The sequence below is a fragment of the Bacillus sp. FJAT-28004 genome, assembly GCF_001280845.1.
Classification (GTDB): Bacteria; Bacillota; Bacilli; order Paenibacillales; family Paenibacillaceae; genus Pristimantibacillus.
Genome location: NZ_LGHP01000002.1, coordinates 781,255 through 795,443, shown reverse-complemented (window position 1 = coordinate 795,443; position 14,189 = coordinate 781,255). Strand labels below are relative to the sequence as shown.

Annotated in this window: 11 protein-coding genes; 1 reads left to right on the top strand and 10 read right to left on the bottom strand. The window is 43.0% G+C overall.

Features of this window, described 5'->3' with window-relative positions:
- Nucleotides 1–226: 226 nt before the first annotated feature.
- The 3 genes from nikR to AC787_RS25545 all read right to left on the bottom strand — a co-directional run bounded on the left by nikR (nucleotide 227) and on the right by AC787_RS25545 (nucleotide 2,229).
- A complete protein-coding gene (gene nikR / locus AC787_RS25555) occupies nucleotides 227–676 on the bottom strand; it encodes a nickel-responsive transcriptional regulator NikR (RefSeq protein WP_054027776.1) in 450 nt (149 codons plus the stop codon).
- A 31-nt stretch (nucleotides 677–707) separates the two neighbouring features.
- Entirely contained in the window at nucleotides 708–1,025 is a 318-nt protein-coding gene (locus tag AC787_RS25550; RefSeq protein ID WP_054027775.1) for a Dabb family protein, read from the bottom strand.
- Nucleotides 1,026–1,125: 100 nt separating this feature from the next.
- On the bottom strand, nucleotides 1,126–2,229 hold the full coding sequence (locus AC787_RS25545; protein WP_054027774.1) for a glycoside hydrolase family 172 protein: 1,104 nt from the start codon (nucleotides 2,227–2,229) through the stop codon (nucleotides 1,126–1,128).
- A 120-nt stretch (nucleotides 2,230–2,349) separates the two neighbouring features.
- On the opposite strand from AC787_RS25545, the gene AC787_RS25540 reads away from it, so the two are divergent.
- Nucleotides 2,350–3,219 carry a helix-turn-helix domain-containing protein gene (locus tag AC787_RS25540; protein WP_054027773.1) on the top strand — a complete coding sequence of 290 codons (870 nt, stop codon included), beginning with the start codon at nucleotides 2,350–2,352 and terminating at the stop codon, nucleotides 3,217–3,219.
- 82 nt (nucleotides 3,220–3,301) lie between these two features.
- Here the strand turns inward: AC787_RS25540 and AC787_RS25535 are convergent, their stop codons facing one another.
- The 7 genes from AC787_RS25535 to AC787_RS25505 all read right to left on the bottom strand — a co-directional run bounded on the left by AC787_RS25535 (nucleotide 3,302) and on the right by AC787_RS25505 (nucleotide 14,038).
- Nucleotides 3,302–6,334: a glycoside hydrolase family 2 TIM barrel-domain containing protein gene (locus AC787_RS25535; protein WP_054027772.1), complete on the bottom strand. Its 3,033-nt coding sequence runs from the start codon at nucleotides 6,332–6,334 to the stop codon at nucleotides 3,302–3,304.
- Nucleotides 6,335–6,412: 78 nt separating this feature from the next.
- Nucleotides 6,413–7,237 carry a carbohydrate ABC transporter permease gene (locus AC787_RS25530; protein WP_054027771.1) on the bottom strand — a complete coding sequence of 275 codons (825 nt, stop codon included), beginning with the start codon at nucleotides 7,235–7,237 and terminating at the stop codon, nucleotides 6,413–6,415.
- Nucleotides 7,230–8,069 carry a carbohydrate ABC transporter permease gene (locus tag AC787_RS25525; protein ID WP_414731006.1) on the bottom strand — a complete coding sequence of 280 codons (840 nt, stop codon included), beginning with the start codon at nucleotides 8,067–8,069 and terminating at the stop codon, nucleotides 7,230–7,232. Before AC787_RS25525 ends, AC787_RS25530 begins: the two co-directional genes overlap by 8 nt.
- A gap of 186 nt (nucleotides 8,070–8,255) precedes the next feature.
- Nucleotides 8,256–9,557: an ABC transporter substrate-binding protein gene (locus AC787_RS25520; protein ID WP_054027769.1), complete on the bottom strand. Its 1,302-nt coding sequence runs from the start codon at nucleotides 9,555–9,557 to the stop codon at nucleotides 8,256–8,258.
- Between the two features lie 174 nt (nucleotides 9,558–9,731).
- A complete protein-coding gene (locus AC787_RS25515; RefSeq protein WP_054027768.1) occupies nucleotides 9,732–11,507 on the bottom strand; it encodes a sensor histidine kinase in 1,776 nt (591 codons plus the stop codon).
- A 3-nt stretch (nucleotides 11,508–11,510) separates the two neighbouring features.
- Nucleotides 11,511–13,085, bottom strand: coding sequence for a response regulator transcription factor (locus tag AC787_RS25510; protein WP_054027767.1), 1,575 nt, complete (start codon nucleotides 13,083–13,085; stop codon nucleotides 11,511–11,513).
- Nucleotides 13,086–13,135: 50 nt separating this feature from the next.
- Nucleotides 13,136–14,038, bottom strand: a complete 903-nt coding sequence (locus AC787_RS25505; protein ID WP_054027766.1) for an ArsR/SmtB family transcription factor — start codon at nucleotides 14,036–14,038, stop codon at nucleotides 13,136–13,138.
- Between the last annotated feature and the right edge of the window lie 151 nt (nucleotides 14,039–14,189).

Genomic DNA, 14,189 nt, shown 5'->3' with positions numbered 1-14,189 from the left:
ATAGCTGAAAATATGGTTTTCAATCCAATCCCCCCTATAGCGTCACATTAAGTAACACGATTATGTGATATTGTAACACGACACTCTCATAGTTTCATCCTTTTTCTAAGATTTTACTCAGAATACACCGCAAAAAAGAGGACCTAACATCGACCTCGTCGATTTGTTAGAAATCCTCTTCATTGTGTGAACCTATTTGCAAATAAGAGTAGGATTGATTAGCATTTCAAGTATGCGTATGCTCTTTGGTAGAATCATGTTTATCCGCGTAAGTAACGGAAAGCTCGGCATAAATGACGCCCTTCTGCGTTTGAATCTGCTGATGCAGCGACCGCAGACGTGACAGCTGTCCTCTCACGACTATGACCTCTAGGCACTGATCATGATTTAAATGGACATGCATATTGGAAATAATATCGTGATGGAAACGATGCTGTACCTCCATCAGTACGACCGGCAGATCACTGACATGATGGTCATATACGAGGACTATCGTGCCTGCGACATGCTCTTGACCGTTCATTCGTGTTGGCTCTAACAACGCTCGCCTAGCCAAATCGCGAATGGCCTCCGATCGATTAGGATAGCCTAACTCGTCTGTATAACGATCAAACTGTTCAATCAACGGTGCCGGAAAAGACACGCCAAACCGAACCAGTTCTTCTTTCTCAGCCATTTAGTCACCCTGCCTGCATCAAATTCGTCATCTAGTTGGCATGTTTATTTGTAATAGGATAGTCAACGACGATTACGTTGTCAAGCAGTCCGTCCAGCATGCTTACAAAATGCTGATGTGCAGGATGCGGACCGTATGCAAGCAAGGACTGTTGATCCGTAAATGTAACACGCAGTCCCAGTGTGTAACCCTGAATATTATCCGTTTCAGTCGTTACATTACAGCCAGCAGTCAAGTCTATAATTCCTGGAACTTCGGTTTGCAATGAATATAAGGCGTTTAACAATTGTTGTTCTTTGCTGCTGGAAAGCTTTTCTTTAAACTTAAACGATACGAGATGTTCGTACATGCTCGATTAATCTCCTTTCTGTTGTAAAATATGACGTTCTCCTTATCATATCATGGACTTCTATTCTATTGTTATTACGAATGTAATCATAGCAATAGACTTACCTCGGCCATCGTTCATTAGCCTGGAGCATCGTAGGGAATGGAGCATGAGGCTCCATCTGATACCAATACGCCACGGACGAAATGTCGTCGGAGCGCTCGAACAGCTTGGTATGGTCATGTCCGATTTGCTGAATCGTTACACGCAGGTCGCTTTCAAAACGAATCGGATCGGGCAGATGCCAGCGGTACATGCCGTGCATCGGAACATTATGGCCATACCAAGGGTCAACTTCCGTCGTTTCCCTATAAAACTTATAACCCAAATACGGCGTGGAATACGATTCCGGTTCATTCGTCCTCGTATTACTGAAGCACCATGCGCCTCCCACATAATCTTCCGTACCTGTTCCACAAATGGTCGGCCAATCCTGATCGCCATCCATATAAAACTTAATTTCGCCTTCCCCCCACCAATTTCTCTCAAGTGCAGCCCATGCAAGGTATGTTCCAATATATTGTCCCGAGCCGCTGACATTGTCCAAAATGGTGTAGTCTTTGCCTATTTCAGTGACCTTTTCGCGGCGCCACTGCGCGTGGAAGTATGCAGCATTGTCCGGCAGCTCGTCAACGAGCGTATAATTAAACGTATAGAAAAAACCATCAATGTTAGTGGCATGCTGATTCACAATTGTAATTTTCGCCGATTGCCGAAACGGCATCGGAATATAACAGTTCATGCCGCCTGTCGGAACAACGGTGATCGGAAGCGAATTGACGTTGGTTCGCACACCGAAGCCATTGCAGAAAAAATCGCCGAGGGGAACGTCGACCGAAGGGGTCGTTTCATCGTCCCAGTACATGCGGAGAACAAGATCACGAAGAACGTATTGCGCCGCATGCCCTTTGCCTGTTTTGTCTGCGACGGTAATCCAGAAGTGCTGAATCACTCCGGTACCTTGAATATGAGCAAGCGTCACTTCTTCACCTTGATTTAGTGTAATGGCAGGCCTGCCTTTTCTTCCGACGCCCAAGTTGCTCGCTTCTTTGCCGCCTTGTCCCTTCTCACCATTCACATTTTCTGCTGAAATGGATCGGGTACGTGCTTTCGTGACGAGCGGAGCGGAGGATAAACCTAATCCAAGTCCATGTTGCTGCAGCATAGTCCATCACCTCATGTATCATATATTGTTTATTTACGAGCCTATTATATAATGATAGATATGATTATCCCTTACCTTTTATTGTTAAGTTGTTTATCATAAATTGCTGAGGTGAATGATATGCAGGTCAATAATCTGTCCCCGTATATTCGGGTGGCAATGGACAGTGTGCTGGAACCTTCGTGGAAAATGGATGAGCGGGTTATTTGGGATTATGAGTTGCTGTATATCATGGAAGGCCAGCTGCTCGTAACCGTAGAGGATGAAGTTTATTACGGGAAGGCTGGTGACTGCTTCTTCTTTAAGCCCGGGCAAAGACATGCTATTCAAATTATTGGTGGAGCGCGTGTCCGTCAGCCCCATGTTCATTTCGATCTGTATGTCCAGCCTGACAGTCACGAAGTCGGCGTTTCCTTTAAACCGCTCCATCAGATGAATGCGAAGGAAAAGGAATGGTTTCGGGAGAACGAGCTGTCCGCATCGCCATATTTCATGCCAACTCATTTTCGCCTTGGAGACCCTTATCCCTTGGAACAATCATTATTCGAGCTCATTCGCGAATTCGAAACGAAACCTCCCTTTTATGAGATTCGTATCAAAGGCTGTTTGCTTGCGATGATATCCCTCATGATGAGAGAGCAATACTGGGGGAGCAAAATGAAAAGCGATGGACAGCTGGAGCTTCTTTCGGAGATTCGGTCCTATATCGAACATAACGTGCATCGCTGCGTCAAGCTGGATGAGCTGTCTGAGCGATTCCATATTAGCAAATTTCACTTGATCCATTTGTTCAAAAACATGTTTCAGAAGACGCCTATTCAATATCATCAGCAGATCCGTATGGAAAAAGCTAAAATGATGATTCAGTTTACTTATTTGTCCATGCAGGATATCGCCGAGCAGCTCGGCTATTCAAACATTCATGCTTTCAGCCGCGCTTTCAAAACGAATGAAGGCTGCAGTCCTTCCAAGTACCGACAGGGAAATTAAAAAGAGGCTGTCCCAAAAGTAGATTTCTCTACCTATGGGACAGCCTCTCTTCTTCTTATATGATCTTTTTCATAAACTTAGCCTAAACACGATGAATGTTGAATTCAAAAGCCAAATCTTGATTTGCTGGAATGAGATACTCATCATGTACAGGAGCGCCCCAGCTGTCGTCACCGCCAACACCCATTTGCCTGCCAGCTACAGTGACTACCGTGTAATGAACGTTCGGCAGTTCATAATGATGATAGGCACTCTCTAGCTCAAATGCTGTATACGGCGAAATATTGCATTCTACAGGCTGCGTTGCAGGTGCTGTAATCCGAATGCCGTGACCATCATCATTCGTAATATTTACACGGCGAACGCCCGTGCGATTACCTGATTCTTGCGGCACAACATAACCTGATACATTGTCTGCGGCATCATTTCTGAACTCGCAAAGCTTAGCTCCAAATGCGCGGTCGATGTAGTTCTCTTCCGGACCCATTGCGTACCAGTCCAGGTGGCAATAGTCTGCTGGAACTTTGAATGAGAGTGCAAATATCGGCAGCTTCGGCAGCCCTTCTGCTCCGTTGTAGCGTGATTTGATGTTCATGCTGCCATCTGCGAGCACCGTGTAAGCAACCGTCACCAGCACTTCAGAACTAATGCTTAGCTTATACTGGAATGTGACTGTTGCACTCCCGGTCTGCTCAGTAAGTTCAACCTTGATGCATTTGCGTGTCAGGCTAGCTGCGAACCAAACACCGGAATCAAAACCAAGCGAGAATCCTTTATCATTATCCGTCGTCGCACGCCAGAATAATGGCGCCGGCGGGATAGCAATCATCTCTCTGCCTGCATAGTTCACTGAAGTGAGCGTGCCCGCCTGCTTCGAGAACATGATGCTGAAGTCGCGCCCATGAACGCCAATGTTAACATCACCTTCTACAACTCGCAGCGAACCTTGTGGCAATATCGTTTCCGTATTGTGTTCAAGTAAAAACACGTATTGTCCGAAGGAAATCTCATAACCTGCTTGTGCCCACAAGTGGTCCTCTTTTAACGTAAGAGAAGCATGCAGCACATATTCTCCCTGCTCCGTAATCTCTGGCAGGTCAAGCTTCACATAAGACTCGCTCTGCGCAGCTACATCAACCGAAGTTTTACTTCGGAATACTTCTTTCCCTTCAAAATGGAGGCAAATAACTAAATCATAAGCGTCCGTACCTTCGAATAAATTCTCATTTATGATCTTCACACCTTGGCGATCAGGAATAAGCTTAATGTTCTGATAAAGAAACTTAACTTCCTGCATCTTCGGCGATTCCTTGCGGTCAGCATAAACGATACCATTCGTACAGAAGTTGTAATCCGTCGCACGGTCGTCGAAGTCTCCCCCGAAAGCTAAAAACTCTTTGCCGTAACGATCCTTCTTCACAATAACTTGATCGATATAATCCCAGATGAAGCCGCCCTGATACATCGGATACTTTTGTTCCAGCTCCGTATATTTGTGCATGCCTCCTACCGAATTGCCCATTGCATGCATGTATTCGCAGCTAATATACGGCTTTTGCGGGTCGTCGTTCAAATATTCCTCAATATCAGCAGGTTTTGCGTACATCCGGCTCTCCATATCACTAGTATCGTTGTATTTGCGGTTATGGAATACGCCTTCGTAATGAACTAGCCGGCTAGGGTCCGTCTCGCGGAAGTAATTCGATACGTTCAGGAGCACCTCGCCTGCATATGCTTCATTGCCTACAGACCAAATCAGAATAGACGGATGGTTCTTATCGCGTTCAACCATGGAAATGGCACGATCCATTACGATAGGCTGCCATTCCGGTTTGTTTTCCGGGATGTTCCAAGACGGCTCAACCGCGCCCATTTTCTGCCACGATCCATGCGTCTCAAGATTCATCTCATCAATAACATATACACCGTAAATATCACATAGCTCATACCATAACGATTGATTCGGATAATGGGAAGTTCTAACTGCATTCAGATTGTTGCGCTTAAGCGTCGCAATATCCCACAGCATATCTTCCTTCGAAATCGCTCTTCCCTTGCGGCTATTGAATTCATGGCGGTTAACGCCCTTGAATACGATGCGCTTGCCGTTGAGATGCATGATTCTATCAATCATTTCAAATTTGCGGAAACCAACCTTCTGAGGAATCGCTTCGATTAAATTGCCTTCATGGTCATAAGCCGTTATATAAAGCATGTATAAATAAGGTTTCTCCGCACTCCAAGGGAACACTTTGCCAGCTTCTAGTGAAAGCGATATCGATTGACCCGCTACCGCTTCCGACGAAGCTGTCGCCACTGCCAAACCATCAGCATCCTTTAATTCAAGCATTAGTCTCGATGGCTGCTGACCCGTCAATTTCATATCCACTTTAAGACTGCCATTCGTATAGTCTTTATCTAGATCTGCATGTACAAATAGATCACGGATGTGAATGCTTGGAACGGTATACAAATAAACATCGCGGAAAATGCCGGAGAAACGCCAGAAATCTTGATCCTCCAGCCAGCTGCCCGTACTCCGTTGATATACTTCAACGGCTAGCTTGTTTTCTCCCTCTATCAAAAACGAAGATAGATCAAACTCCGCAGGCGTAAAGCTATCCTCGCTGTACCCTACAAATTTCCCATTCAACCACACATAAAATGCTGATTCCACACCTTGAAACGAAATGTAGACAGGCTTTTCCTGCATATTTGCCGGCAGCTTAAAAAATTTCACATAGCTGCCGACAGGGTTATGATCTTCCGGAATAGCTGGCGGACGAATGTCATGATGACCATCCCAAGGGTACATCGTATTCACATATTGCGGTTTTCCGTAACCCTGCAATTGGATATGCCCCGGCACATTGATATCTCTCCAGCTATCGCATTCATAATCCAGCTGGTGGAATCGCTCCGGGCGATCCTCTGGCTTCACTTCATAGTTGAATTTCCAGCTCTCGTTTAGATCATGGCGGAGCGCCATTTTGTCATCAGCTGCTGCTTCCCCTATCGATTCATAATAACGATGATCGGAATGTGCTGGCAGCCGGTTCACAGCAAATACGCTTAAATCGGTGAGCCATTTTATATTCGGCTTAATCTCATTCATTTGGTTTTCCCCTTAAATTGATTTAAAAGTCAGGTGAGCTGCACATATAACACGCAGCCCGCCTGACTCTGTTCATTCTTATTTCACTGAACCTGTCATCCCTGCAACAAAATGTTTCTGCATGAGGAAGAACACAAGCGCAGTCGGAATCGTCGATATAACGATCGCAGTCATAATAATTCCGTAATCCGGTGAATAGCTCGAACCTAAATTAGAAATGAGCATCGGAATTGTTTTCTTCTCTGGCGATTGCAGTACAATGAGCGGCCATAAGTAGTTGTTCCAGCTCGACATAAAGGTAATGATACCTGCCGCAGCATAGGTCGTTTTCATCGTAGGCATAAAAATACGGAAGAAAAGACTGATTTCGTTAAGACCATCAATTCGACCTGCTTCTAGCAGCTCCCGCGGAAACATCTTCGTGTTTTGACGGAAGAAGAAAATGAGAAATGCCGTTGTAAAGGTCGGAAGTACAACACCAGACAACGTGTCTATACCGAGAAATGGCACAGCTTGCGATATGCCTGCAAACATCTGATACAACGGCACCATAATCGCCGCGAAAGGAATCATCATAGAGAGCAGCAGGATGTTAAATACGACATCCTTTGCCTTGCTCTTATAAATCTCAAAGCCATAACCAGCTAAAGAGGCTATAACCATGGCCAAAATAGTTGTCGTAACTGATATTTTTGCCGAGTTCAACAATGCCGGAACAATATCTACCGTCTCAAATAATTGACTTAAATTTTCAATTAGCTGGCTGCCGGGAAGCAATCTTCCCTTCGTTACGTCAGCTGACTTATTCGTAGCGCTGATAATCATCCAAAGAAACGGAAAGATGGAAACGAACGCAGCGACACTTAGAAAAATATAAACAAAAACGCGTTTTAATTTATCCATTTTTATCACCTGCCGCTTTAAACTGTACGAATGCCAATATGATGATCATGATTACGATAGAATACGACACGGTCGCAGCATATCCGAAATCGGACGAATACTTGAATGACAAATTGTAAATATATTGCGAAATGGACATCGACGCGTTGCCCGGTCCACCCTTCGTAATATTGACGACTTCATCAAACAACTGCAAGGTTCCGATCGTAGAAGTGATGGATGTAAATAATATGATCGGTTTAAGCAATGGCACCGTAATGCCAAAAAACTGTCTCGTAGAGGAGGCGCCATCAATTTTTGCTGCCTCATAAATCGAGTGATCAATATTTTGAAGCGCGGACAAATAGAAAATCATATTATAGCCTGTCCAGCGCCATGTGATTGCAATGATAACAGTTATTTTCGCCCAAAATGGGTCAGTGATCCATTGAATCGGCGTCGATACCAAGTGGAGATTAGTGAGCATTTTATTGACCAAGCCGTCTGTAGCAAATAAGTATTTAAAAATAACGGAATAGGCAACGAGTGAGGTAACAGCCGGCAAAAATATTGCCGTACGGAAAAAGCCTTTAAATTTCAGCTTGCTGTCATTTAATAAAACGGAAATAAACATAGCCAGAACAATCATAATGGGTACTTGGATAATCAAATAAATAAATGTGTTCTTAACCGCAGTTAAAAACGTTTTATCGCTGAATAGACGAACGTAGTTATCGAACCCCGTAAATGATAGATTCATACCTTTACCGGATTTAAACGATAAAATGAGCGCTTGAATCATCGGATAGAAATAGAACGCCGCAATCATAATGACGGCAAGGATAACGAACATCCATCCAGTTAAGTTGGCTCTGTTGCGAATACTCACGCCAGGCCTCGCTGCTTTCACGTTAGCCTAACCCCTTTCTTTACGGCAATAAAACCTTTAGACTCCTCCAGCTCCTGCTGCCGGATACCGATTATGCGAATCAGGAGTAGGAGAAGCCCCAGGTTTTATTCACTTGCCGTATGGTCTGATTTATTTAACTTGCGTTTCTGCTTGTGCTTGAGCGTCGTTTAGTACTTTGTCGATGGCTTTGCCGCCTAAGAAATTTTGCATTTCTACAACGAGAATATCTTCAATCGCATACGTATGCATGCCATAGTTTACTTTCGGAATTTTCTCTGTCCATTTAGCGAAATCTTCAATGACCTTTTGTCCGCCGAAAAATTCATCCGCTTGTTTATACGCATCTCCAGCAGCTGCTGCTTTAAGCGTACCGATTGCGCCAATCTCTGTTACAAGCTTCTGATAAAGATCCACATCGGAACCAAAGGTTTGCTTTAAAAATTCTGCCGCTGCTTCTTTGCCGTCAACGTTCATGACATACCATGAGCTGCCTCCAAGGTTAGAAGCATTTACCGAGTTCGGGTTGTTCGTCAGTTTAGGGAAAGGTACAACCGCCCATTTGCCGGACTGAGAAGCTTCGGCCTTAACGGAAGCCGTAATCCAGTTGCCAGTAGGGATCGTTGCAACTTCACCGCTGTTGAATCCACCAACAAATTGGCTCCAGTCAGAAATAACCTTAACGATGTCAGCATCCATAATTTCTTTGTACGTTTCAAAAGCTTCTTTAAGTGCCTCGTTGCCCGCTAAATTAGGCGTAGTACCGTCTTCTTTCAAGTACCATGAGCCAGCAGATTGGATCATCATGCGGATGAGTCCAAGGTCATTTGGATCTTGTGTAAGAAGCGCTTTGCCTGTTTTGGTTTTCACTGCTTTACCGATTTCGATAAACTTCTTCCAGTCAATATCCTGAAGGTCAGCTAGTTTATAGCCTGCTTCTTCTAAGTAATCTTTTCTCACGTACAAGCCTGCTGCGCCCGTATCGAATGGTACGCCGTATTGCTTGCCTTCTAGGCTCGTTGGTCCGATTTTGTAGTCGGCAAAGTCGCCTGGTTTAATAAACTCTGTTAAATCAAAGAAAGCTTCCGGGTAAGCTTGCAAGAAGCTTTGTGCACGGTAATCTTCAATCAATACGATTGTCGGCAAGCTTTTTGTCGTACCGGCATTCAAGCCAGCATTCAATTTTTGAATAATATCAGCTTGTGCATTTTCAACGATATTAACTTTTAAAGTGGAATCTGGATTTTTTGCTTTGTAGGCTTCGCTTGCGCGTTCCATGGCACCGATATTAAAAGCTTTGTCCCACGCCCATACCGTAATTTCTTTCGTTCCTTCAGCAGTTGCACCGCCATTGTTAGGAACATTGTTTTCTTTACTAGAACATGCTGTCAGCAGCACGAAGCTGGCCAACATAATTGCAAGTAGTTTTTTCAATTCATTCAACCCCTTGAAATCTTATTTGAAAGCGTTTGCCGGCTAACGATTTTAATTATATCAACTCGATAAATGGACTCGTTAGCAATATATTTGTGTGCTTTTGTCATTCTATTGTTACCTTTCCAAACGTTAATATGTAATTATGACTTATTTTGTTTATTGGTATTTTTTTTAGGCGGATTTTAGCGGCAGCCTGATTTTTACCCGTGTCCCTTCACCGATATCACTTACAATTTCAACGCCGAATTCCTCTCCATAGAGCAATACGATGCGATCTTGCACATTACGTATGCCTATTCCAGAGAAAAAATGGCTGCCGTTGTTTGAGCTATTGTCATGATTTTCATGGTTATAATCCTTCATCCCGATCCCATTGTCTACGACCTCAATAACTAATGCGTTATCCTCGCGTGAGAATAGCACATAAATATGTCCATCGTTTCGTTCCTGAAAAGCGTGGAAGAAAGCATTTTCAATAAAAGGCTGGATGATAAGCTTAGGTAAGTGAAATCCATAACAGTCATTCGAAACAAAATAATTGACGACAATTTGCTCGCCATAGCGAACATGGTTAATAAATACGTAATGCTTCAAATTTACGAGCTCTTGAGCTACGCTAATCGTCTCGCTAATGTTGCTTACTGTATTTTGCAATAATGAAATAAGCGAATTGATCGTAGCTGCAGCTTTTTCTTTATTGCCCTGCTGCACTAATATTTTGACGGATGCGAGTGTGTTATAAAGAAAATGAGGATTAATTTGCATTTGTAGAGCCGAAAGCTCAGCATTGCGCTGGTCCTTCTGCGTTTGAATGAGCTGCTTTATATAATCATTCAGTTCATCCAACATATAGTTGTAAGCATTTCCGAGTTGTTTAATCTCATAGCTGCCCGTAACATTGATGTAGTTATCGAAATGATTGGCTGTAATACCCGACATTTGTCTAGCTAACCTAGTCAACGATTTGGTCAGTCGTCGTGAAATAAGAAACACGATAATAAGCGCAACGAATACAATGGCAACGCAAATAAGCGCGACCGTCTTGAAATCAACCATCTCGCTAAGCACCGCTTGCTTATCAATTAAATTAACAAGGTAAAAATCATAAACTGGGAGATACTCCGACAGCACCAAGGTGCTTTTTCCCATAACGCTTACATCTTTAAAATTCAATTTTTGCTCGTCAATTGCTTTAGCGTAACCGAGAAGATCATGCTCTTCTTTGCCTATAAGCTCGTGACGATTGCTCGATACGACCAAACCAGCTCGATCCAAAATGACAACATCGTTGCCAGTGCTCGTGAAGCTTGAATAAAACCGCTTAAATTCACTTTCCTTTATCGCAAAGTAAACAATGCCGTATTTTTTCGCACTCGTTTTTTCCATCAATGCCCTTGAAGCAACAATAATCGGATCTTCAGCTAACGAATCGGTCATGTTCTCATTATCCAATTGATAAATGAGCCGCTTAGGCTCGTCAAGCGTATTCTCTGTTATGCGGCTGTTTCTTAGTTTCTCTAAGGAATTCGGCCAATAATAGCTATCCGTCGAGTGACTTTTTCCATTAATGCCTGTGATGGTGATTGTGACCGGATATGCAGCGACATTGGACTGAATCCGCTTCATCTGCATACTAGCCTCATAATAGCTTCTTACGGAGGTTATTGCGTTTTTGTCCGGTTTTGTCAGAAAACCTTTTATCGCGCCATTTTGAAGCACATTATTGGACGCGGTTACGATGGAATAGTTGAAGGACTCGAAGTTCGATTTGATCTGGCTGATGATTTTGGAATTGGTGATGCTGAATGTATTCATGAACAGCTTCTCTGACATTTGTATCATGACAGTTGATGTAAGCAGCGATACCGCAATGATGCTAACGAGCGTGACCGTAAACATTTTGATAAACAGACCGTGATACTTAAATTTGTCCAAAAAAACTCTCATAACCTAATCCCTCTTCTTACCCATGTATTGTTTTCTATAATGACTCGGAGACAAGCCCGTTAACTTCTTAAATACTTTCGTAAAATAGCTGTGGTCTGAATAACCAACCATTCCGCTAATCTCAGAAATGGAAGCTGCATCCTGCTGTAATAGTTCAGCCGCTTTCTCCACTCTAATTTTATTCAAATATTCGCTAAAGCCTTCTTTATTATGCGCAGTGAAATAACTCGACAAATAAGATGGGTTAAAATGAAAATGTTTTGCTATTTCCGTTAGGCTGAGTGGCTCTGCGTAATTCTCACGAATAAATTGCAGCAGCTGGGTCATATTTGGATTGCTGCTAGCTGCTCCTCTCAACTGAATCACATCGTTTACTTCGCTAATAAACGTCTGTAAAAGCGCTGCTGCCTCCGAAACATGCGACGATTCCCCAATTGATTTGAAATAGGCATACTTTGTTTCATCGAGCTTTTTCATCCTTGGGTCCTGACGGCCTAATAAAATCGTAATATTAAAAATAACATTGCCTAAGAAGGACTTAAACTCAAATACATCGGTTTTATACTGGCTTGATCGACCATCCACATATTCAAGCAGCTCGCCAAATGCCTCATCGAACTGCCGTCTATTCAAGAGCTCAGTGAAATGATTCATGTTGAATATGTCAATCTCATCAGAGGTTTTTGGCAGCTCGCCGTGTATGATCAAACGATTGGAGAGGGGAAGAAAGTAGCGATATGAATTTAATTTGAGAAAACTGTCTTTGTAGTTCGTACTTAACTGTCTCAAATCTGAAAAAGATGCTCCAATCGTCCACCCTATTTCATTCATCCGCTCCTCGGACCAAGAAGCAAGCTCTCTTCCTACTCTTGTCAAAATATGCTGATCGCGTTGGTCCACGTTGATGAGCAGAGCTGCCATATTCGGTTCAGTCAGCAGTGGCAAATAGAGCGCCTCAGAAATCTCGGTATTGAGCACCGCTTTCATTTTGTCGAGCAGCTGCGAATCATCCTGCCTTTCCCTGTTCACGCTGTTCAGCGACTTCAAATCAGCACCAATTACTCGGAAGCTGTTATGAGGAAATGCTTCAGCAATGATGCTGTCATCAACATCGATTTCATAACCGGAAATAAGCTTCTCTACTATATGCTTAATAGACAGACTATCGTTATTTGATTCCATCAGTTTCAGAGAAGGAATTTTCTGCGCCGTTCGTTTCACCGTGTCTAATAGCTGCACAGCTTCAAGCTTAGGCTTTAAGATATAATCAACAACGCCACTTTGAAAGGTGGATCTCACATAATCAAACTCACCGTAACTGCTCAATATGATCACTTCAATTTCTGGATATCTCGCCTTTATTGCACGAGTTAGCTCTTCTCCGCCCATTACGGGCATTACGATATCGGTAATCACAATATGAGGCTCGACACGCTCGATCAGCTCCAACGCCTCTTTTCCGTTAGATGCCTCGCCTACAATTTGGAATCCCTCTTGTTCCCAATTCAACAGATGCTTAATTCCCTGCCTGACTAATAGTTCGTCATCTACAATAACAACACGACATGAAATTTCCATTCGTAAACCTCCGTCATCCCCATCAATTTTTTCTGTTAAATAGAGGTCAATCATTCATAATAGCTGCGAATCACAATGTCTTGGTCATAGTTCCCGAATCCTCTACCATATAAGGTTAGACCCCCACGGCCCTGTGACGTGTCATCCGCACTTATGCGGAACGTCCACTGTGAACGATTCCATGATACATCATCAATCGTAATATCTGAAATTTGTTGGCCATCGATAAAGGAGCCTTTTTTGTTTATTCGAAGCACCTTTAATAAGCCATACTGATTAACGTCAGAATGCCACCAATCAGGCGAATAACGGCCTCTCATACGACCAAAATCACCGGGACTTGTCCACATACCAAGCGATTGTTCATTCAATGCAAACTGTATATCAGATGGCCAATTTTCATTTACATAAGGTGCCTCAGAACCAATCTCAAATGATATTTCAATTTCCTGCACGGCTTGATCTTTAAATAAATAATTAGGAATTTTGTATTCTACAAAACCTCTGGTGAACCATAAGATCCCTGCTTGAACACGTTCTGGATCCATAAAATAAGTAGGCATGTCATAATGCCCAATCATCTTTTCAGTGGATGCAATTCCACATGTCGGAGAGGCTTCGATATTCGTATAATGCCCAACCGGCATGGACACTTCCTTATATTTTCTTGAAGTCTCTGCATATCTAGACAGTTTAACTTGGAGATACTCGGTGGACAAGGAGCAATATTTATAGGTTCCACCATTTATTCTACGCATTCTATAACTAACAAGGCCAGCATTTTGCAGCTTATTGACATGAGTGCTTACGATTGCACTGCTCAAATAAAGCTCTGCTGCAAGTTCTTTAATATGCATTTCTTTGACATTCAGCAAATCAATAATTTGCAAACGCACCTCGCTCGCCAGCGCTTCATATACGCGCAGCGACTGTGCATCGGTTGATAAATACATAAATAGCACCTGCTTTTACAATTAGTAATTTAGTTAATTCTACTCCAATTCTCCACCATCGTATTGAATGTATTTATTTATTATGATAAATATTATATACGATATCAACAATTATGAATTAGTTATTTTATTAATTCAACTAGGAGGAATT

Coding starts and splice junctions, on each gene's coding strand:
- nikR (WP_054027776.1), bottom strand. CDS start 676: ATGGCTGAGAAAGAAGAACTGGTTCGGTTTGGCGTGTCTTTTCCGGCA.
- AC787_RS25550 (WP_054027775.1), bottom strand. CDS start 1,025: ATGTACGAACATCTCGTATCGTTTAAGTTTAAAGAAAAGCTTTCCAGC.
- AC787_RS25545 (WP_054027774.1), bottom strand. CDS start 2,229: ATGCTGCAGCAACATGGACTTGGATTAGGTTTATCCTCCGCTCCGCTC.
- AC787_RS25540 (WP_054027773.1), top strand. CDS start 2,350: ATGCAGGTCAATAATCTGTCCCCGTATATTCGGGTGGCAATGGACAGT.
- AC787_RS25535 (WP_054027772.1), bottom strand. CDS start 6,334: ATGAATGAGATTAAGCCGAATATAAAATGGCTCACCGATTTAAGCGTA.
- AC787_RS25530 (WP_054027771.1), bottom strand. CDS start 7,237: ATGGATAAATTAAAACGCGTTTTTGTTTATATTTTTCTAAGTGTCGCT.
- AC787_RS25525 (WP_414731006.1), bottom strand. CDS start 8,069: ATGTTCGTTATCCTTGCCGTCATTATGATTGCGGCGTTCTATTTCTAT.
- AC787_RS25515 (WP_054027768.1), bottom strand. CDS start 11,507: ATGAGAGTTTTTTTGGACAAATTTAAGTATCACGGTCTGTTTATCAAA.
- AC787_RS25510 (WP_054027767.1), bottom strand. CDS start 13,085: ATGGAAATTTCATGTCGTGTTGTTATTGTAGATGACGAACTATTAGTC.
- AC787_RS25505 (WP_054027766.1), bottom strand. CDS start 14,038: ATGTATTTATCAACCGATGCACAGTCGCTGCGCGTATATGAAGCGCTG.